Below are 19,390 nucleotides of genomic sequence, written 5' to 3' on the forward strand. Positions count from 1 at the left end.
GAAGGAGAATGACGATGGTCGATGCCCTTACAGGCAGAATAGAGACGATTGAAATAGAAGACGAGATGCGAAGCTCGTACATCGATTACGCGATGAGCGTAATCGTGGGGCGGGCGCTACCCGATGTGCGCGACGGCTTGAAGCCGGTCCATCGGAGGATTCTTTACGGCATGAACGAGATGGGAATTCTTCCGAGTAAACCCTATAAAAAGTGCGCGCGCATGGTCGGTGACGTCATGGGTAAGTACCACCCCCATGGCGACAGCGCCATCTACGACACCCTCGTGCGCATGGCCCAGAGTTTTTCGATGCGCTACGAACTCATCGACGGGCACGGCAACTTCGGCTCGGTCGACGGCGATTCGCCTGCGGCGATGCGCTACACCGAAGCGCGCCTCTCCAAACTCGCCGTCGAGCTGTTGCGAGACATAGACAAGAAGACCGTCGACTTCGTTCCCAACTATGACGAGACCGAGCAGGAGCCGGTCGTTTTGCCGGCGCGCTATCCGAACCTGCTTGTAAACGGCTCGTCCGGTATCGCGGTAGGCATGGCGACCAACATCCCGCCGCACAACCTTAACGAAGTCATCGACGCTACTATTAAACTGATAGACAACCCCGACTCCCAGCCGAGCGACCTTATGCAAATCGTCAAAGGCCCTGATTTCCCGACCGGCGGCACCATAATGGGCAGGGCGGGGATAAGGGACGCCTATGAGACCGGGCGCGGCAGCATCAAGGTGCGCGGTAAGGCGCACATGGAGCAGACCAAGTCGAACAAGACGCGAATCATCATTAGCGAATTACCCTACCAGGTCAACAAAGCACGTTTGACCGAGAAGATAGCCGAGCTGGTGCGCGAAAAGAAGATATCGGAGATATCGGACCTTCGAGACGAGTCGGACCGCAGCGGTATGCGACTCGTCGTCGAACTGAAACGCGAGGCAATTCCCCAGGTAGTCCTTAATAAGCTCTATAAACACACGCAGCTCGAGACGAGCTTCGGCGTTATAATGCTCGCCCTGGTCGAAGGTATCCCGCGCACGCTCAGCCTGCCGCAGGTGCTCCGCCACTATATCGAGCACCAGAAAGAGATAATCGTGCGCCGCACCCGATTCGAGTTGGAAAAGGCCGAAGCACGGGCGCACATCCTGGAAGGCCTCCTCATCGCGCTCAACAATCTCGATGAGGTAATCAAGACCATCAGGCAGTCGAAGACGGTAGACGAGGCCAGGAAGCGGCTCATAGCCAACTTCAACCTCTCCGAGATACAGGCACAAGCCATCCTCGATATGCGCCTCCAGCGCCTCACCGCGCTGGAGAGCCAAAAGATAGAGATGGAATATAAAGAGCTTCTGGAGAAGATAGCGCTCCTTAAGAGAATCCTCGCGAGCGAGCAGATGGTCCTCGATATCATAAAAGAGGAACTCATCGGGGTCAAAGAGAGATTCGGTGATGAGCGCCGCACCCAGATTGTCTCGGCGGCGGCGGAGCTTGAGATAGAAGATTTGATAGCCGAGGAAGACATGGTGATAACGATTACCCACTCCGGCTATATCAAGCGTCTGCCGGTAACGACCTATCGCCAGCAGGCCCGAGGCGGCAAGGGGGTCTCCGGCACCAACCTTAAAGAGGGCGATTTTGTGGAGCACCTCTTCATATCGTCGACGCACAACTTCATCTTGTTCTTCTCGAACAAGGGGAAAGTATACAAAATAAAAGTGCATGAGTTGCCGACCGCCGGCCGAACGGCGCGCGGACACGCCATCGTCAACGTCCTGCCGTTCGCGCAGGACGAGAAGATAGCCGCGGTCATCTCGACAAAGGCGTTTGAGGAAGACCAGTACCTCATGATGGCTACGAAGAAGGGCATTGTCAAAAAGACGCCGTTTAAGGAGTACAACACCTCGCGGCGCGACGGGATTCTCGCAATCAGCATGCGCGAGGACGACGAGCTGATAGGAGTCAAGATCACCCGCGGCTCAGACGATATGATTCTGGTGTCGCGCGGCGGCATGTCCATCCGGTTCAACGAGACCGACGTGCGGCCGATGGGGCGCACCGCGACCGGGGTCAAAGGGATGAGTCTCGCCAAGGACGACGAGGTTCTCGCGGTGGAGGTCGCAAAAGATGAAGCCGACTTCCTGATCATTACCGACAACGGGTTTGGAAAACGCACCCCGATGCACAACTACCCGCAACAAGGGCGCGGCGGCAAGGGCGTAAAGACGCTCAAAGAGACCAGCGCGCGAGGCAAGGTATCGGCCGCCAAGATGGTTCAAGAACGCCATAGTCTCATGATAATCTCGACGGAAGGCATCGTGATGCGCACGCCTGTTAAACAGATTTCGCAAATGGGTAGAAACACGCAAGGCGTCAGAATAATGAACATAAACGAAAACGATACGGTAAGCGCCGTCGCTTTAATCGTTGACGACAAGGACAAGCCTAACGGGAACGAAGAGCCGGAGATTTAAGGCGACCGACGAGTCCGTGGAAACCGCCGGATAATGTAGGCATGGATTAGAGATAGCCGTTTTAGCGCACGCCGGGGGAGCCGATGTTGCCGTTTGAGGTTTTAGAGCACACCGCCGATGTCGGCCTCAAGGCGCACGGCCACACGCTCAAAGAGGCATTCGAAAACGCCGCTACCGGAATGTTCAGTCTCATTACGGACCTCGAGAACATCAAGCCGTCGATGTCGCGAGAGATATCGGTCGAAGCCGAGGACCGGGAGAGCATGCTCGTCGAATGGCTCAACGAGCTTTTGTACCGCTTCGAAGTGGAATACACGGTCTTTAAGCGCTTCGAAATCGTCGAATGGGATGAGGAACACCACATGCGCGCCGTAGCCTACGGTGAGCCGCTCGACCTCGGCCGCCACCAGATTGGCACCCAAATCAAAGCCTGCACATACCACATGCTCAAAATCGAGCACAACGAGGACTGGTCGGCCCAGGTAATTTTCGATGTCTAAACGCCCTTAAAGTGTTTTGAAAGCGTTTTAGGACGGTGGTAAAGATGTTTGACGCTCTCGAAAGAGTCTCAGAGTATATCTGGAAAATCCCGGTAAGCTACAAAAAAGGAATGCGGGTTCCGGGCATCATCTACGCCAGTGAGGAACTCTTGCTCAAGGCGCACGAGGATAAGGCGGTCGAGCAGGTCGCGAATGTCGCGTTTCTTCCCGGCATAATAAAAGCCTCTTACGCGATGCCCGATATCCATTGGGGTTACGGTTTTCCAATCGGCGGCGTTGCGGCGACCGACATCGAGACGGGGGTCATCTCGCCCGGCGGTGTCGGCTTCGACATCAACTGCGGGGTGCGCCTCCTTAAGACCGATTTTTTAGCAAAAGACGTAATAGACAAGATCGATGCCCTAATGCACGAAATCGCGAGGAGTGTCCCTAGGGGGGTGGGCAGCAGGGGAAAGATCAGGCTGGAGCGAGAGGAACTCGAGAAGGTCATGGTCGACGGTGTCGATTGGGCCATAAAAAACGGCTATGCTTGGGACGAGGATACCGAGTTTATAGAGGAGCGCGGCCGCCTGGCCGGCGCCGACCCCGGAGCCGTAAGCGACCGAGCGTTTGAGCGCGGCTACGACCAGCCCGGCACCCTCGGGGCCGGCAACCACTTCCTTGAAATACAAGAGGTGGTTGAGATTTTCGACGAGCGGGCGGCTAACGTCTTCGACCTCTTTGAGGGGCAACTCGTCGTCATGATCCACTCCGGCTCCCGTGGTTTGGGCCACCAGATTTGCAGCGACTATATCAAGGTGATGGACAAGGTGGTGCGCGCGACCGGCATAGACCTTCCCGACCGGCAACTCGGCTGCGCGCCGATTTTGTCTCGCGAGGGGCGCGACTATTACGCGGCGATGGCATGCGCGGTAAACTATGCTTTCGTCAACCGCCAAGTGATGGCGCATTGGGTCAGGGAGTCGTTCGAGCGTGTCTTTGTCAAAAGCGCGGAGTCGATGGGGATGCGCCTTCTCTACGACGTCTGCCACAACATCGCCAAGTTCGAGGAGCACCTCGTCGACGACGAGGTAAAGAAGGTCTGCGTCCACCGCAAGGGAGCAACGAGAGCTTTCGGTCCGGGCAATACCCTAACCCCGGAGAAATTCCGCCACATAGGGCAGCCGGTTCTGGTCCCCGGCGATATGGGTAGCGCCTCTTATATCCTGGTCGGGACCGATGAAGCGATGAGGCAGACATTCGGCTCGACCTGTCACGGGGCCGGGCGGCTGATGAGCCGCAGTGAAGCTAAGCGCGAGATCAGCGGACAGGCGCTCAAGAGAGAGCTTGAGGCAAAAGGCATCCGAGTCCTCGCGGGCAGCCCGGCACTCCTCGCGGAAGAGGCGCCGGGGGCCTATAAAGACGTAAGCCGGGTGGTCGAGGTGTGTCACAACACCGATATCGCCAAGAAGGTGGCGCGGCTACGCCCCATCGGTGTGATAAAGGGATAGCTTCGCGGAGACCCGCTTGATTTAAGGGTGTTAATTTGGGCGGGCGCTAGTTGGTTTCGAGACCCGCGAGAGCGTCGTTTACCGTTGAATGAAAAGGAAAGAGCCGGGTGAGACCGGTGAGCGTTAAGACCCTGTCGACGAGGGGGTTGCCGACGATGGCGAGCCCGCCGCCCCGCTTTCTGACTAAATCAAGCCCCCCGAGCAGGACGCCGAGGCACGAACTGTCGATGTAGCTGATTTTTTTCAAGTCGACTATCAAGCGGTAGTCACCCTGCTCGACCGCGGAAAAAATCTCATCGTGAAGCATGTGGCAGTTGCTAAGGTCGATTTGGCCGTGTATCTCAATAATCGGCACATGGTCAACCGCTCTTTTGATTATTTCCATACACGGCCTGCCTTTCGTACCAGGTGCGGATGTGTTACGTCTCGTTTTGTTATTCCCGACCATTACGGATATAAAACATATAATGCGATTATATTTAAGTCGAGCGCTGTGACAAATACCGCCACCAGATGCAAGCAAACGGTGTATTGCTGACTAACTATACGTATGACCTGCGGTTTTAATTACAAACAGTTTGACACCGACGCCCATAAAGTTTAAAATCTTGCCATAGGCTCAAACCCGCCGGGCACCATAAAGGAGAGTTATCTGTTGAAAGAACAGCCAATAAAGACGAGCGGCAAAGCCGTATCGCAAGTATCTTTCGAGCCCGCCGCCGACTTTTTTAACGAGGATGAATTGGTCGAGGCGCAGATAAAATGTGTCGCGGCTGTATGGTGGGAGGATATTACCGCTTATTCGAGGGTCGAAATACCCGATGATTTTGAGGTATTTAGACTATCGAAGATTACCGTTGGCTTAGTATGGAAAGAGACCGATGACTATATCGTCCTCGTTCAAGATTATGACCTTACAAACCGCGGCCGGGGTTATCGTCACAACGACTTCCATATTATCCCGAAGGGCACTATCAAGAACATGACGGTCTTGGGCGAGGTCAAGTTCTAGCACCGAAGGCCCGCGCCCCGTTGTCGCGACCCGCTACTCCTGAAAATCTTCCGGCCTGATATTATTTAGAAACTCCCGGAACCGCTCGACCTCTTCATCTTCGCCCGTCTCGCTTAAGATGGCGGCTTGGTCCAAGACCGATTCATCGGCGAAGATCGGCACCTTGGTGCGGACGGCGAGCGCTATGGCGTCGCTCGGCCTCGCGTCTATCCGCAGCTTGTTCGAGTTTATAGAGATATGGATTTGGGCGTAGAAGGTCCCCTCTTTCAGGTCGCTAATGACGACGCTGTCGACCTCGGCGCTGAGCTTGTCGATGATGGTTTTGAGCAGGTCGTGTGTGAGCGGCCTCGACGGACGGATTCCCTGTATCTCCATGAGGATGGCGGTCGCTTCAAACTGGCCTATCCAGATAGGCAGGTACCTGCTGGTGGCGTTGTCTCTCAATATGATTACCGGCTGATTGGTCAGAATGTCGAGATTGACGCCGTGAACTTCCATTTCAAACAATTGTTTCACCTCGAAAAACGCGCTTAATCGTCTATGCTCACAATAGCAAAGATTTAATCAATTAATCAAACCAAGCCGGTCGTCCCATGAGCGTGCGCTCGCCAAAAAGAGGATGGGTTAACAGCGTGCCTCAGCGGGTTCGCTCCACGTGAAAGGCGCGACAATGGGCCGTCGCGCGCGGCCCGGCGCAGGGGAAATGGTACTGTAAATTCTTTGCGGGCAAGGGAAATCTTCGCCTTGAATTTTTCAGGCGGGAGCTGTACAATATGAAGCTGGTCGCTAAAGTTGGCCGTGATTTGCCTCGGGCCTATAGCTCAGTTGGTTAGAGCGCACCCCTGATAAGGGTGAGGTGGCTGGTTCGACTCCAGCTAGGCCCACCAATGGCTCGCTCGCGCGAGCTTTTTTTATTTAGAGGTATAATTATCTAAGGTATGGACTGGGAGGCGCGATGGCCGGGTTTGTCGATATCCACAATCATATCTTGCCGGGGCTCGACGATGGGGCCGAGACGCTGAAAGAGGCGGTCGAGATGGCGCGCTTCGCGCACCTAAACGGTATCACCCGTATCGTAGCCACACCGCACCAAAACGATTGGCACCACGTTTCGGCGCAGGAGACGCTCGCCGGCGTCGAGCTGCTCCAAGCCGCGCTGCGCGAGCGCGAAATCCCGGTAGAGGTCTATGCCGGGAGCGAGCTGCGGATGTCGCCGGACATCCCCGAGCGGCTCGCGTCGCAGACCGCGCTCCCGCTCGCCGCAAGCAGCTACGTGTTGATAGAGTTTTACTTCGACACGATACCCATCTTCTCGGAAGAGGTCGTTTTTCGCCTGCGCACCGCCGGCTGGAAGCCGATTATCGCGCACCCGGAGCGGGTCTATGATATCCAGCGAAATCCCGAGCGGCTCGCGAGGTTTATTGATATGGGTTGTCTCACCCATATCAATGTGGGCAGTCTCACGGGTGAGCTGGGACGCTCGTGTCTCGATACCGCGGTCGCGCTCCTCAAGCGCGGGTGGGTGGAGATCATCGCCAGCGACTCCCACGGCGCCGAGAACCGGCCGCCGGACTTTGGCGCCGCGCTCGCCGTCGCAGCCAAGATAGTCGGCGAGGGGGCGGCGCGCGCCATGGTCGACGAAAACCCGGCGCGTATCTTCGAAGAGGAGCAATAGGCTGAGGCGGGGAGGAATTTGCTTCTCGCCGGTCGAATGAGGCGACCGCCAGAGGTGTGCTGGAAATAAGTTGCCGTCGCGAACGATATACTATACAATATTCAAGGACATCGCACCGGTTGTTCCAGGTGTTGACCGCAAGCGCCCGGCGCGCAAAAGCGGGTCCGATAACGGCATATGGGGGATTAGCTCAGTTGGGAGGGCGACAGACCCCAAACAACGCCCCCAAGAAAGCCAAATAGGGCCTTCTACAAGGGGCAAAGTTACAAAAGAATAGAAAGTTCGCCTGCAAAACCGCAGGTCACGGGGGATTAGCTCAGTTGGGAGAGCGCCTGCCTTGCACGCAGGAGGTCATCGGTTCGAGCCCGTTATCCTCCACCGATAAGCTCTGGTAGAGATGCTGGGGCTTTTTGTTTTAGCACCACCTATTGTAGTCTGAAGAAACATCAGCATGGGAATGATTAATGTACCCCTCTATGGTATGCAGGGACATTGATACACAGACGCCCCTTCACCCACAGCCTTGTCTACCGATCTTTATGCAACTACTTACGACTTGCCAGCACTCACGCTGTTTATGCGATAATAGAAGTATTGGCATTGGCTAAATACAATGTTTAGCAATACTACATTAATGCAGAGTTGTTCTACAAGCAGGGGCTTTATTTATGAATAACGACTTTGAGCTTTCGAATGAAAATTTGAAGCCAGAAGAAAATGAGCTAGAAAAGCCCACTAAACATAAGCTTTCAAGGGCTGAGAGAATTGCGAAGGAAAAGGCAAGCTTGCTTAATAAGCTTGCCGCCTTTAACTTAACCGAAATCCGCGCTAGGGTTGCGTTTATCTTAAATCAATTCCCTGGAACTCGCAACTCGGACGTAGCCTTGGCCTATAAGTACTGGGAAGCCTTTTATCCAGATTACATGAATCCCGATGGCTCTATTGATAAAGCTAACATGCATAAAGTTGAGAGGATAACCTCAATAGTCAGGGCGCGTGCAAAGATCCAGAATGAGTTTGGCTTGTTTCGGGCAAGCGATGAGGTGCGGGCTCACAGAAGGAAACGAGAATCTAAGGAAATCGAAGAACAATTAGCAGATAAGCCCGGTGTACCGGTTATAACTTTCTATGCTGATGAGAGCGGAAAGAATCAAAAATATGTGGTTGTTGGAGGTGTGTGTACGCCGGATGCAATGCTAGCTTCAAAGCTTTCGCATTACCTTAGGTTCGACTGGCGCAACAAGAATAACATTAAGCATGAGTTTCATTTTAAGAAAATGGGCAGGCAAGAGCTACAATCGTATAAGGACTTTTTTGCTGAAGCTCTTGCGGCGGGTTGCCTTAGTTTCAAAGCAGTTGTTTTGGAAAAAGCTGGGGTAGCGAGACCTGAGAATAAAATGATATATGACCTTCATTACCAGTTAGTGCATAAGGGCATGGAGCATGAGATAGAGACCAAGCGAGCAAGTTTGCCTCGTCAGGTTAATCTGTTCAAAGACAAGGATGACGGCAACGATAAACTATTCATGACCGAGCTAGAACAGAGCCTGAAAGCCGGGTTCTTATATCATTTTAGCGATGAATTATCCCTACAGGTGTTAGATGCCGTTGAGTCAAGAGGTGATATTTGTATTCAGCTCTCCGACCTCTACGCTGCGAGCATAAGCCGTGTGTTAAATAGGTCGGATTCTGCTGCGAGGAAACATAAGGATGAATTTGCTGATTTTGTAATCTCGCTTTTAGGCCTAGATTTAAGCAGCATGGAGCAATCTAGACAGGACTTTGCGATGGTCCATTTCCTATAATTTGACGGATTGTAAGACACTCATAAAAACAGAGCTGTGATAGTCCCCGTGATTTGCCACGAAAGCCTTGACAGAAGAGAGGGAAAAGTACAAAAAGCCCGCAAGCGTTTGCAGAGCAACATATGGCCCTAATATGATGAGAATATCTCTGGGTTCGGTTTGTAATGAAAATGAGGTACGGTCACAATAAAAAGATAATTGCCGAAGATATAAGCAATAGCGGGCCACTCTCTTGTATTATCCATAGGCGGTTTGTTGCCATATTATAAACGCTATAGCTGCTATTCTTGATACGCAAAAGCCCAGAAGCGCTTTAACGGTTAATTATTAGAAATAATCAAAGTGCCGTTAGTCGTGTTGAATTTGATCAATATATTTAGCGACAATTTCTTTAACATATTCTGGCAAAGGTGCGCCAGTATTTTGGGATTGGTATTTTAATCTTTCATAGTCGTCCACTTCGTCCTCTTCCCAAATAATATCAGCGCGCCTTATTGAGCGTAATGCAATGTGCTGGTAATCTTCGGGTTTGCCCCAATAGCATTTCAAACAAATTTCTGAAAGCTTTTCGCCCATCCAATTTGGACAATGCTCGCATGACCAAGATTTCGCTCTATTACAAGAGCCGCAAAGAAGCATATAATCTGCTAGCTCTCTATCAAAAACACTCTTTTCGCCTGCAACCTCATAGGGGACTCTGTGATCAACCTGCAAATACCGAGACTTAAAATGTCCAGAACAAACGTAGCACTTACTTTCGTTAGCTGCATAAAGAGCTTGCTTAAATTCCTTTGAGATTATTGCTCTACCAGCAAGCCTTCCATTCTGGATTTTTGATAAATCGCCAAAACCATAAGCTGCTATTGATCGCCCTTCTGAAGATTTCACATGAAAAGTGTCTAGGGGTATTCCTGCTTCGCGAACATCGCGAGCTGCACGAGGCGGATGATTATAACCATAGGTTTTTTCTAAATCCTCTGTAGTTATAAAACCGTGCTTGAGAATATGGTCAATCACAACTCTTGCTCGCTTATTGGTGATTGACCCCAATAACGCCATGAACTCTGAAGGTAATTCTTTCATATAAGAGCACCTATATAATAGACAATTGGTGGTTATTTAATGCGATACTTAATGTAGCCGACTTACGGATAGAACTATCAAGGCTCTTTAGAAGAGCAGGCGATAAATAAAGCGATTCATAAGACACATGGTCTCTACCTAAAAGCGTGGCCTGAGACGAGCGCCCCACATTTACCTCAATACGGTGTAAATTAAGTGCCTCTGGCAACAACTCGCCATGCATCTTGTCGCCGGTTCTTCCATCATAGCTTATGATAAACGATATTTCACGCTCGACCAAGTCACGCAAGGCCGAAACGAATTCAGGAAAATCTATACCCGCATAATAACGTGAGTCACGATTCCCACAAGTGCCTTGATATGGTGGGTCCATGTAAACAAGGTCGTGTTTCGTGGATTGTCTTAATACTTCTTGGTAATCCAAGGAATTTATCTTTATCCTACTTTTTAATAGACGAGATACGTTAAGAATATTTTGTCGCATATTAATAGGGTTTCTGCCCTTCCTTCGGTTATCAGGACTCTGGTTAAACTCACCATTTGAGTTATACCTTATTGAAGCCTTTACACAACGGGCCAATAGATAAAGAAAGTAGTCTGCCCTCTGCGTGGCATTGAACTTATCTCGAACAAGCTTATAAAAATCGCGTTCTTGCCCCAGCTGTTCATTCCAAAGCTTTTCATAATTAGCAGCAATTCTTTCTGGATGATTTATTATCTCATCGAAGAGCATCATTAAGGGCCTGTTTATATCATTGATAAAAAAACTATTACATTTACTATATGCAGCAGCAGCTATAGTTATCGCTGCCGATCCAGCAAACGGTTCAATCAAAGTCTTAATGCCTGACGGAAAATGGTCCAGTATGAATGGTGCGAGATTTCTTTTACTTCCTTGATATGGAATCGGGTGTGGTAATCTCAATTATTGCCTCCTCATTTAAGTCTACTATTGTGACTAAAAAGCGCATCGATTTGTATATATCTTTTCATAGAAATTGAGAGTTAAACCTATTATACAAGCAATTGCAATTTAAATAAACTGACTGTTCAGACGAGCTACTACTTTGAATTAAGTCAAAGCTGAGAACACATCCCTTTATTATAAGACAGTAATCTAATTGTCGCTGAAAAGCGCTTATAGTATGACGACCCATTAAGCAGTATGCATAGTGTTAATGTTTGTATGGATTTCATGGTTGATAGAACTGGCCGGGTTGTTTTGGACAGCAAAGCGCAATTCTTAGGTGATAAACCGCTTTAGCCTAAACCGCTGTCGACATATCTAATTGTCGTTTAAGCGGCGTTGTCCGATGTAGCAAAGCAAACCTTGCCTTGAGGCTTCCGTCCACTAGTCCTGACTTAAGTCGACTACGTCTTTAAGAGATCGGAATAGTTAAGCAGAGCCTGTGTAAGAAATAGGTGGCTGATTGAGACCGAGAGCAGGAACCGACAGCAGGGGCGAGACCTCTATGCTTCGCTTGAAATGTCACGCACCCCTCTTGCCAATATTGCCACTTACCAACAACTGGGAAGTGCCTTAAACTACTCTTGAGTATTTCTATAAGTAACTTTTTCTCTTCTCTAGTGAGGTCTGCAAGAATTCGTTTTCCAGTTGCAAGGTCGCCATCAATTTTCTCACCCTGCTTTAGGATTTCTTCCTTCTTTGCTCCTGTTGATATAGAGTGACCACCGAAGATTCGCATACCTGGCATAGGATAATCCTTTCACTTAGTGGGCAGCTCCTATGATATAACAGCGAACACATGTTTGTATATAATAAATTGTTCCTGCAAGCAGGAGTTTGCATACAGTCGGTGAAATATATATGCACAAAGATGCAAAGGCGTAATTATTATGACTAAAAAAGCAGATTACCTACGTATCCCAATCACTGTGCCGCCAGATATGGTCGAGGAACTTGAGGATCTAAGCCTTAAGGCTAAGGTTACAGGCGGCAAAAAGCTTGCTAATACTGAGCTGGTACGAGCATTTGTGCGCTTTGGATTAGCATCTGGCTTTGACATAGACGGATGTAAAAACGAGGACGATGTATTGGCGGCAATTGAGCGAGTTGTGGCTAATAAGCAAAAGGGGAAATCTAAATAAATGATGTATGGCTACATCCACTCCTGCTCCTTCAGGCTGGCAAACGACTTTTCTCCGACAACTATATGGTCAAGCACCTCAATGCCGACTATCTTTCCGGCATCTCTGATTCTTCCCGTAACGACAACATCTTCTACCGATGGGGTTGGGTCTCCACTGGGGTGGTTATGGCATAGTATAACGGCGGCCGCATTGGCCAAAATAGCTCCCTTGAAAATCTCCCTGGGATGAACCACCGATGAATTTAGGCTCCCGATAGAGACGACTTCATAGGAGATAGCCCGGTGCTTTGTATTCAGGTGGATACAGATGAAGCTCTCTCTATCCAGGAAGGCGAGCTCTTGCACGAAGGGCAGCTTGTAAACATCTTCAGGACCTGAAATCTCCTGATAGCGGGTGGCGGTGTTCTCTCTTAGCACCGAGAGCGATAGTTTCTGTATGTATTTAATCTTGCCCTCACCATTACGGGGTACCTTTTCACTATCCATGCTAGATTTTCCACCTTATCCTTACACGCGCAGGCCCAATGCCTTTTTCAATAATGATTTCATCGATAAAGAGCCGGTAAATCTGGTTTTTCTCCTGCGGGGTAAGCTGAGGCCAGATTTTCTTGGCATCAAGCATAAGCTCGTAGCTGCCCTTTAATTTTTCTTGCTCAAGGTTGCGAAGTTTGATGCGGTCTTGTTCAACCTCAAGGTTCCTGCCAATCATTTCTAATTCCTCTTCAATCTCACAGAGCCTCTGAAGCAGTGGCTCAATGGGTTTATTAGGCATCATGGCTATAGCGTTGGTCAGTCGCTTTTGTTGTGATTCAAGGCTTGATTTTTTGCGTTTTAGTTTGCTGATGGCACCCTGTTCTTTCGGGGTGATTTTTGCGGCTTCTTGGTTTACCATGCTGTTTAGCCTGCCAAGGTTTATCCGGGCAAATAGTGCCTCTTCGACAACGCCTTCGACAATATGCACCCGGATGTTGTTTCCGTTGGGGCAGGTATTTTTATACTGGCGATTGCGACAGATATATATAAGGCATTTCTTGCCTCGTTTAAAAGAGTGAAACCGGGTCATGGTGCCATTACAGCTTGAGCATTTAATAAGGCCGGATAGCGCATTTTTAGCAGAGATGGTCTGCGCCGGCAGTCTGCTGTTTTCCCTTAGCTTTGCTTGCACCTTCTCCCAGGTATCAATGTTTATAATGCCTTTATGCTCACCGAGAAGCTCCCCATTGAGCGGGGTTTTGCCGATTAGGTGCGGCGAGCGCAAGACTCTTCTGAGAGCGGTATTGGTCCACTCAGCGCCCATCTTGGTGGGTATGCCTTCACGGTTCAAGGCAAAGGCGATTTGGCGAAGCGTTGTGCCATCTAAATATTCTCGCACGACCCTTTTTACAACCTTGGCTTCTTTTGGGTGAGGCACGAGCTGGCGCTTTTCTTTATCAGCCTTAAACCCATAGGGCTCATTACCACCTCTCCATCTGCCGTTTTTAACTAAGTGGCGCTGGTTGTCTTTGGTGTAGTCGCTCATCAAATCGGAATAAAATTGGCTGATAAGCGCCGTCATTCCCCGGTAAAGTTGGCCTTGAGCTGATGTGTCAAACTCCTCTGATGTCGAGACAAAGTCAACGCCGTTTTGCTCAAGCGTGGCAATGTCATTGAAGATATCGCGCAAGCGCCTGCCAAATCGGCTGAGCTTATAGACCAAGACGACGTCAAATTCATTCAGGCGCCCCATCATTTCCTGGTAAGCAGGACGATTGGTAGTTCTTCCGGAGAAGTCGATGTCTCGGAACACTTCAACGAGCGGCCAGCCCTCTTTGGAGCAGCGCTCTTTAATCTTTTCTATTTGAACGTCAGGGGAAATGCCGCTCTCTTCGTTCTCCTTGCTAACGCGCACATAACCTGCCGCTCGTTTTGGTTTGCTAAGAGTGGCTAACTTATTCATAAGAATAAGTTTACGCCGTATCTTGCACAATGAAAAGTATTTTTAATGTGTGCAAATTTTGCGGTAAAAAAGAGACCCACAAAAGGTCTCTTGATAGGTAGGCTTCAATCCTTACCTTTCTTGTTTTTTTTCTTGGGCTCAGGGTAGCTTGGCCAGTTTTTCCTTATTTCCCTATACTCCTTGCTACCATATCGCTCTTGCATATATTTGCTTCTGGCAGCATCTTGGCATGTTTGGCCGCAGTATTTTGTCTTCATACCGCGCTGAAAGGGCTTATCGCACACTAAGCATTTTATAAAAGGTCTTTTTGTTCGAAAGGCATCGTATAGTTCGAAATAGGCTTGAAGTATAAAGTCAACGCCGTGCACCCTAAAATAGCTATCTTTGGTGTGAAAATAAAGATACCCGTTATGTTTGCCATCGCTTGTTACAAATTCCGGCAAGATAAAGCGGTGAGCGAATTCACCAACAATTATATCTTTGGGTCGCTTGATTTTCTTGGTAATATCCACAGGCGTAAAGACTTCAACCAGACAAGGGGAGACCCTTTCAAGATAAGCGCTTATCGTTCTGATAAGCATTGTTCCCTCTATGTGTGGCTGTAGAAAGGGTCCGACATTTGAGTCACGCTGGCCATGGAAGTAAAGCTTATCTGAAAAATCGGCAGCGATATCTGCTAGGTATTTGAAGCGCTCGATAGTTTGACCAATAATATTTATATATTCTTTATGAGTAAGGAATATCGTGTGCTTCAATTTTGGTCCGAAGAATGCTTCTGTCGCACCTTTGCTAAAATGCCGACAAAAAGGCTCCTTGCTCTCTGGTGACAGCTCTTCACGTCTTAGCCTATCGTATGATTTGTTGAACTTCATAATTTCTTCGTTTGTGGGGTGGTGATAGCCCGCAATTCTTTGTTTGACGTAGAAGTTTCTAGAAAGGAGTTCCTCAGCAAAAGTACCTACGTTTACGTCCAGCTCTTTTAGCCAATCGAGTTCAACGCGCACCATGGTTAGCCATTTAACCTGAGAGGAGGCGCTGGTTTCACCGGTAGGGATATTAATGAAGTATGGGTAGTGCTCGAATATAAACCTTTCAAGCTCTGTCTGGTTAGCCACATCAAACTTCAGGAGAGACTCATAGTACTTGTTTTTCTTAAGCTTTTTTTCTGGATAGCCTTGCTCTCGGTCGATTAAGTCGAAGTAGTCAAAGAAATCCAGCGTTACTTCATCGTCATCCACTTGCTTCTCCTTGATAAAAAGTCTGTTGTTGTAACGATAACAGATTAAACCAAATTTGCACACACTATTATTAACAGTAAATGTGCGATATATTTCTTAGTTTTTGATTTTATTGGGTTATAATCCTTGTGGATGGCAAAACAACTAACGAAACGGAAGGAGTGATAGATAGCATATGCTTTCGTGCGGTGAAAATAGGAAAAGCCTCCGTAATCTTGCCGGACTCCAGAGGCTTTCAAGCGAAGAATATTAGGTCTCTTCGCCTCTAAGTTTACCTCGAAAAGTAAAAAAACAAAACCCCCTTTTATTTAAATGCAACTTTTAACCTTAGGCATTTTAACTATCTGCACTTGGTTTGTGCCAAAAAACCAGATACCAAGTCCTTAGTTAAGCCTTGCCTAAATCCAATGCAAGGTCCTGGATAGCTGTTCTTTGACAATTCAATATCGGTAAGTAAATCACAGGTTTCTCAAGTAGTTATTGCAAAGGAGGTGATAATCATGAGATTCGGTGAATTTGTCAAACAAGTAGCCGATGCCAACCCACTTGTTGATACCATCAGTAAGTATGGCAGAAGTCCTATGTCGGAATACCTTGATCTATGGAAAACGTATTGCTGTTTTCACAGAGATTCATACGCTAGTCTCAAAGTCTATAAGGACAGTCCAAACCAGTTTTGGTGCTTTTCGTGCCCTTCGAACGGAGATGTATTTGACTTTATGGCACGGCTCAAGAAAACAACGCGCCTCGGTGCCCTCATCTTTCTGGCTATCAAATCAAAAATCGAAATTCCAGAAACGTTCGATGATATAGATCCTGTTTTAGAAGCAAGGATTCTGGCGGCGAAAGAGCGGTTTTGCAGAAAAAAGCGCAGCAAGAAATAAATAGGCGCAAACAACCTTGCAGCATCGCTCCTGGTAGCCGGGCTTGTACACCATCGCCCAGGAAGCATTTCACGAAAGGAGGCAGTGATGGAACAAAGCGAGGAGCAACATGAGGCCTACAGAATAACCGCGTCTATATTGGCCAATGCGATGCTAAGAGAGACGGTCGATGTTTCTGTTCAAAAGGACAAAGAAGGAGGTGAGAAAGAAAAGATCGAGCAAGCAGAAAAGAACTCCCGGGCATCTGGTTTTGCAGGCCCTTAGCCCGGGAGTGGTATGCCAGAGGGGTCACGACATGTGGCCCCAGGCTTCTTTAATTTTACTTTATTTCAGTTGAAGTTCGAAATGTAGTCACAATTGTAGAAAAATAGCCTGAATTGGAGGTTGTAAACGTGGAAATAAAATTTAGAGATTTTGTAGATAGAATTAAATTAGAAAACAACATAGTGGATGTAGTTGGAGAACACATTAAATTAAAGCAGGTTGGCAGCGCTTTTCAAGGCATATGCCTCTTTCATCCAGACACCAAGCCGTCCTTTACAGTTTATGAGGATCATTTTCACTGCTTTGGGTGCAGAAAGCATGGTGATGTTGTCAGCTTTATCATGGATCATGAGGGATTAAGTTTCTTGGATGCTGTTCGTTATCTGGCGAAACGGGCAGGCATGCCAATGCCTGAGCGGTTTGGCGATTCAGAGCCCGACAACAAGTACTGGCAAAGAAGAAACATTTTAGAACTTACTGCAGATTACTATGCCAGAAACTTAGAAGGCAAAGCCTTGGAGTATTGCACAAAAGAAAGAAAAATAGACAAAGAATTTCTTGAGAAATTTAGGATAGGATATGCAGACGGTGGGTTGGTCGATTATTTAAAGAGCAAAGGTGTTGACCTTGACCTGGCTGCTGAGACAGGTGTAATAAAGAAGCAGAGCGACGGGCAATATATAGATTACTTTACTAATCATATTGTCTTTTCCTATCTTGCTAGAGGTGAGACGGTCAATATGATTGGTCGCAATCTTGATGATAGCGGCCCCAAATATCTCAACCTAACAGGAGAGAGACATCACCTTTTTAATGAAGCTGCGTTAAGGCACAGCAAAATAATTCTGGTTGAAGGTTCGTTTGATTGCTTAAGCTTAGAGCAAGCTGGATACCACTCTGCCGCTTTAGTCGGAACCAATCTAAAAGACGAGTGGTTATCGAAATTTAATCATGTTAAGAAAGTCTATGTATGTCTTGACGGTGATAAGGCTGGCCAGGAAGCATACAAAAGCATATGTCAAAAGCTAGGGATAAAGGCATATGTAGCTGCGCTTCCAGATGGTAAGGATGTCAGCGATCTTTTCATGGAAGGCAAAGAGGCTGAATTTGCCGAACTTTTTAAGAGCGCTAAGCCATGGTTTGATGTCCTGCTTAGCGAAATAGAGAGCCTCTCAGATGCCGATAAGGTTGAAGCAATACGCACCCAGCTTGTGCCGCTATTAAGCACCTTGCAGGGCGTCGAGCGCGAAGCCTATCTTAAGAAGGCCAGCGCCAAGCTAAAGCTTGGGATAAGGGTACTAGGGAAAGAAGTTGATGCTTTTTCAATCCAGGACATCGAATCAAGCGCTGACCCGGAGCCCGAGATTGTCCTAACAGAGAGCGAAAAAGCTGAAGCGATAGAGCTTTTAAAATCACCGGATCTACTTGATAAAGTGTTGGAGGTGCTTTGGAGGCTTGGATGCGTCGATGAAATACCTTTGAAACTAATGCTTTTTCTCGCCATGGTCTCGCGCCTTTTTAAGAAGCCCATCAATGTCGTTGTAACTGGGCAGGCTTCGACCGGGAAAAGCTATGTAGTTTATTCGGTTAGCAAACTATTTCCGCCAGAGGCTATAAAGGATGTATCGAGGGTAACCAAGAACGCTCTTTATTATCTGCCTAGCAAAAACCTAAAGCACAAGGTTCTAATTATCGCCGAGCGGCATGGCTCCGAGGAGAGCGACTACACGATAAGAACAATGCAAAGTGAAGGCGGAGTATCTTTGCTTGTCCCTATTAAAAATGAAGGGACGGGAAATATCACAACCGATGAAAAAAGGGTCGAGGGTCCACTTTCCTTTATAGTGACTACGACGGAGGGCTCTTTGCATGATGAAAACTCAACAAGAGTATTTATTGTTAGCACTGACGATTCATCTGCGCATACTGCGCGAGTTCTTGATTTGCAGCGCCAGCAGTACATACAAAAAACACAGCCTCAAGATAACATTCAAGCGCTTGTCGCTGCATTTCAAAACGCACAGCGCCTATTGCGGGGGTTTGAGGTAGTCATGCCATTCGCAGGGCTTATAGAATTTCCCACTAAACTGCCTCGCGCCCGAAGAGACCACGACCGGTTTTTAACCTTAATCGCGGCTTCTGCATTTTTTCATCAATACCAGCGCGAGCACCAAACCGTAGAGGGCCAAGAGTATGTTGTGGCCTCCATAAAGGACTATGAAATTGCCTATAGCCTTGCAGGCAGCGTAATAAACCAAACCCTTATGAAGCGTGTCTCTCAAAAGGGTGAGGAGCTGGTTAATGCAGCTGAAAGCATTTGGAAGGTGCTTGGGCATGGAAAGAGAGGCTATGTTACACGCCCTTTACTCTGCGAAAAACTCGGCTGGAGAAAGAACTATGCAAAACAATTCATAGATGAGGCGGTTGACGCGGGATGCCTAGAAGTTGTTGAGGGTAGAGCCGGCAAGCTGTATCAATACAGATTTGTAAAGGGGATTGAAGATATAGCATCACCCCTGCTTACTCCCGAAGAACTTGAAACTCGTTTTATGGAGTCTCAGAACAATAATCAGGGGTGTGATATGGGCTCAAGAGCGAACTAGCTCCATACTGGACCCCAACTAGTTCTCCCCCATATTTAGCCATTTATCAGGTAAAACACCTAACTGGGTCGCTAGTTCTCTAGGTATAGCAAAAAATATTTTTACTTACCTTTTGAGCTAGCGACTCACTATATTAGCAAGGTAAATATGCTGAGTTGATTATAGGGTAGATAGAGTCTGGTTTTTTGAAACCAAGCTGCTTGGTCATCTATTAAAACAATAATTATCGTAAACGACAACCATCTAATCTTGCAATCAGATACCCTAAAGGTGTCTTAAAATCGGTTGTTGTACAAAATACCAAAACCTAAA

18 protein-coding genes and 2 tRNA genes are annotated in these 19,390 nt (G+C 48.2%); 12 read left to right on the forward strand and 8 right to left on the reverse strand.

Features of this window, described 5'->3' with window-relative positions:
* Positions 1-14 precede the first annotated feature (14 nt).
* The 3 genes from gyrA (at position 15) to KGZ93_02100 (ending at position 4,467) form a co-directional block, all read left to right on the forward strand.
* Complete coding sequence (gene gyrA / locus KGZ93_02090) at positions 15-2,477, forward strand: DNA gyrase subunit A (GenBank protein MBS3908419.1); 2,463 nt, start codon at positions 15-17, stop codon at positions 2,475-2,477.
* A gap of 83 nt (positions 2,478-2,560) precedes the next feature.
* On the forward strand, positions 2,561-2,977 hold the full coding sequence (locus KGZ93_02095; GenBank protein MBS3908420.1) for an archease: 417 nt from the start codon (positions 2,561-2,563) through the stop codon (positions 2,975-2,977).
* A gap of 44 nt (positions 2,978-3,021) precedes the next feature.
* Positions 3,022-4,467: an RtcB family protein gene (locus KGZ93_02100; GenBank protein ID MBS3908421.1), complete on the forward strand. Its 1,446-nt coding sequence runs from the start codon at positions 3,022-3,024 to the stop codon at positions 4,465-4,467.
* A 46-nt stretch (positions 4,468-4,513) separates the two neighbouring features.
* Here KGZ93_02100 and KGZ93_02105 read toward each other — a convergent pair whose 3' ends face one another.
* Complete coding sequence (locus tag KGZ93_02105) at positions 4,514-4,852, reverse strand: STAS domain-containing protein (GenBank protein MBS3908422.1); 339 nt, start codon at positions 4,850-4,852, stop codon at positions 4,514-4,516.
* Positions 4,853-5,122: 270 nt separating this feature from the next.
* On the opposite strand from KGZ93_02105, the gene KGZ93_02110 reads away from it, so the two are divergent.
* Entirely contained in the window at positions 5,123-5,479 is a 357-nt protein-coding gene (locus KGZ93_02110) for a hypothetical protein (protein ID MBS3908423.1), read from the forward strand.
* Between the two features lie 33 nt (positions 5,480-5,512).
* Here KGZ93_02110 and KGZ93_02115 read toward each other — a convergent pair whose 3' ends face one another.
* Entirely contained in the window at positions 5,513-5,986 is a 474-nt protein-coding gene (locus KGZ93_02115; GenBank protein ID MBS3908424.1) for a bifunctional nuclease family protein, read from the reverse strand.
* 303 nt (positions 5,987-6,289) lie between these two features.
* Here KGZ93_02115 and KGZ93_02120 point away from each other — a divergent pair.
* The 4 genes from KGZ93_02120 (at position 6,290) to KGZ93_02135 (ending at position 8,959) form a co-directional block, all read left to right on the forward strand.
* Positions 6,290-6,366: transfer RNA gene (locus tag KGZ93_02120), tRNA-Ile, on the forward strand.
* A gap of 68 nt (positions 6,367-6,434) precedes the next feature.
* The gene (locus tag KGZ93_02125) at positions 6,435-7,154 is read left to right on the forward strand and encodes a capsular biosynthesis protein (GenBank protein ID MBS3908425.1); all 720 of its coding nucleotides are present in this window, start codon (positions 6,435-6,437) and stop codon (positions 7,152-7,154) included.
* Positions 7,155-7,459: 305 nt separating this feature from the next.
* A tRNA-Ala gene (locus KGZ93_02130) sits at positions 7,460-7,532 on the forward strand.
* A gap of 290 nt (positions 7,533-7,822) precedes the next feature.
* The gene (locus tag KGZ93_02135; GenBank protein MBS3908426.1) at positions 7,823-8,959 is read left to right on the forward strand and encodes a DUF3800 domain-containing protein; all 1,137 of its coding nucleotides are present in this window, start codon (positions 7,823-7,825) and stop codon (positions 8,957-8,959) included.
* 348 nt (positions 8,960-9,307) lie between these two features.
* Here the strand turns inward: KGZ93_02135 and KGZ93_02140 are convergent, their stop codons facing one another.
* The 3 genes from KGZ93_02140 to KGZ93_02150 all read right to left on the reverse strand — a co-directional run bounded on the left by KGZ93_02140 (position 9,308) and on the right by KGZ93_02150 (position 11,757).
* Positions 9,308-10,042 (reverse strand): HNH endonuclease, encoded by a 735-nt coding sequence (locus KGZ93_02140; protein MBS3908427.1) that lies wholly within the window; start codon positions 10,040-10,042, stop codon positions 9,308-9,310.
* 10 nt (positions 10,043-10,052) lie between these two features.
* Positions 10,053-10,967, reverse strand: coding sequence for a DNA adenine methylase (locus tag KGZ93_02145; protein ID MBS3908428.1), 915 nt, complete (start codon positions 10,965-10,967; stop codon positions 10,053-10,055).
* 454 nt (positions 10,968-11,421) lie between these two features.
* Positions 11,422-11,757, reverse strand: coding sequence for a hypothetical protein (locus KGZ93_02150; GenBank protein MBS3908429.1), 336 nt, complete (start codon positions 11,755-11,757; stop codon positions 11,422-11,424).
* 142 nt (positions 11,758-11,899) lie between these two features.
* On the opposite strand from KGZ93_02150, the gene KGZ93_02155 reads away from it, so the two are divergent.
* On the forward strand, positions 11,900-12,151 hold the full coding sequence (locus tag KGZ93_02155; protein ID MBS3908430.1) for a hypothetical protein: 252 nt from the start codon (positions 11,900-11,902) through the stop codon (positions 12,149-12,151).
* An 11-nt stretch (positions 12,152-12,162) separates the two neighbouring features.
* Here KGZ93_02155 and radC read toward each other — a convergent pair whose 3' ends face one another.
* The 3 genes from radC to KGZ93_02170 all read right to left on the reverse strand — a co-directional run bounded on the left by radC (position 12,163) and on the right by KGZ93_02170 (position 15,327).
* Positions 12,163-12,639 carry a DNA repair protein RadC gene (gene radC / locus KGZ93_02160; protein MBS3908431.1) on the reverse strand — a complete coding sequence of 159 codons (477 nt, stop codon included), beginning with the start codon at positions 12,637-12,639 and terminating at the stop codon, positions 12,163-12,165.
* 1 nt (position 12,640) lies between these two features.
* Positions 12,641-14,089 carry a recombinase family protein gene (locus KGZ93_02165; protein MBS3908432.1) on the reverse strand — a complete coding sequence of 483 codons (1,449 nt, stop codon included), beginning with the start codon at positions 14,087-14,089 and terminating at the stop codon, positions 12,641-12,643.
* A 104-nt stretch (positions 14,090-14,193) separates the two neighbouring features.
* Positions 14,194-15,327, reverse strand: coding sequence for a hypothetical protein (locus KGZ93_02170; protein MBS3908433.1), 1,134 nt, complete (start codon positions 15,325-15,327; stop codon positions 14,194-14,196).
* A gap of 500 nt (positions 15,328-15,827) precedes the next feature.
* On the opposite strand from KGZ93_02170, the gene KGZ93_02175 reads away from it, so the two are divergent.
* The 3 genes from KGZ93_02175 to KGZ93_02185 all read left to right on the forward strand — a co-directional run bounded on the left by KGZ93_02175 (position 15,828) and on the right by KGZ93_02185 (position 19,078).
* Complete coding sequence (locus KGZ93_02175; protein MBS3908434.1) at positions 15,828-16,211, forward strand: hypothetical protein; 384 nt, start codon at positions 15,828-15,830, stop codon at positions 16,209-16,211.
* Positions 16,212-16,298: 87 nt separating this feature from the next.
* Complete coding sequence (locus KGZ93_02180; GenBank protein MBS3908435.1) at positions 16,299-16,475, forward strand: hypothetical protein; 177 nt, start codon at positions 16,299-16,301, stop codon at positions 16,473-16,475.
* 128 nt (positions 16,476-16,603) lie between these two features.
* Entirely contained in the window at positions 16,604-19,078 is a 2,475-nt protein-coding gene (locus KGZ93_02185; GenBank protein MBS3908436.1) for a toprim domain-containing protein, read from the forward strand.
* The last annotated feature ends 312 nt before the right edge of the window (positions 19,079-19,390 follow it).

Source organism: Actinomycetota bacterium (assembly GCA_018333515.1).
GTDB lineage: Bacteria > Actinomycetota > Aquicultoria > Aquicultorales > Aquicultoraceae > Aquicultor.

Coding starts and splice junctions, on each gene's coding strand:
- KGZ93_02105 (MBS3908422.1), bottom strand. CDS start 4,852: ATGGAAATAATCAAAAGAGCGGTTGACCATGTGCCGATTATTGAGATA.
- gyrA (MBS3908419.1), top strand. CDS start 15: ATGGTCGATGCCCTTACAGGCAGAATAGAGACGATTGAAATAGAAGAC.
- KGZ93_02155 (MBS3908430.1), top strand. CDS start 11,900: ATGACTAAAAAAGCAGATTACCTACGTATCCCAATCACTGTGCCGCCA.
- radC (MBS3908431.1), bottom strand. CDS start 12,639: ATGGATAGTGAAAAGGTACCCCGTAATGGTGAGGGCAAGATTAAATAC.
- KGZ93_02150 (MBS3908429.1), bottom strand. CDS start 11,757: ATGCCAGGTATGCGAATCTTCGGTGGTCACTCTATATCAACAGGAGCA.
- KGZ93_02100 (MBS3908421.1), top strand. CDS start 3,022: ATGTTTGACGCTCTCGAAAGAGTCTCAGAGTATATCTGGAAAATCCCG.
- KGZ93_02165 (MBS3908432.1), bottom strand. CDS start 14,089: ATGAATAAGTTAGCCACTCTTAGCAAACCAAAACGAGCGGCAGGTTAT.
- KGZ93_02180 (MBS3908435.1), top strand. CDS start 16,299: ATGGAACAAAGCGAGGAGCAACATGAGGCCTACAGAATAACCGCGTCT.
- KGZ93_02095 (MBS3908420.1), top strand. CDS start 2,561: ATGTTGCCGTTTGAGGTTTTAGAGCACACCGCCGATGTCGGCCTCAAG.
- KGZ93_02135 (MBS3908426.1), top strand. CDS start 7,823: ATGAATAACGACTTTGAGCTTTCGAATGAAAATTTGAAGCCAGAAGAA.
- KGZ93_02175 (MBS3908434.1), top strand. CDS start 15,828: ATGAGATTCGGTGAATTTGTCAAACAAGTAGCCGATGCCAACCCACTT.
- KGZ93_02140 (MBS3908427.1), bottom strand. CDS start 10,042: ATGAAAGAATTACCTTCAGAGTTCATGGCGTTATTGGGGTCAATCACC.
- KGZ93_02125 (MBS3908425.1), top strand. CDS start 6,435: ATGGCCGGGTTTGTCGATATCCACAATCATATCTTGCCGGGGCTCGAC.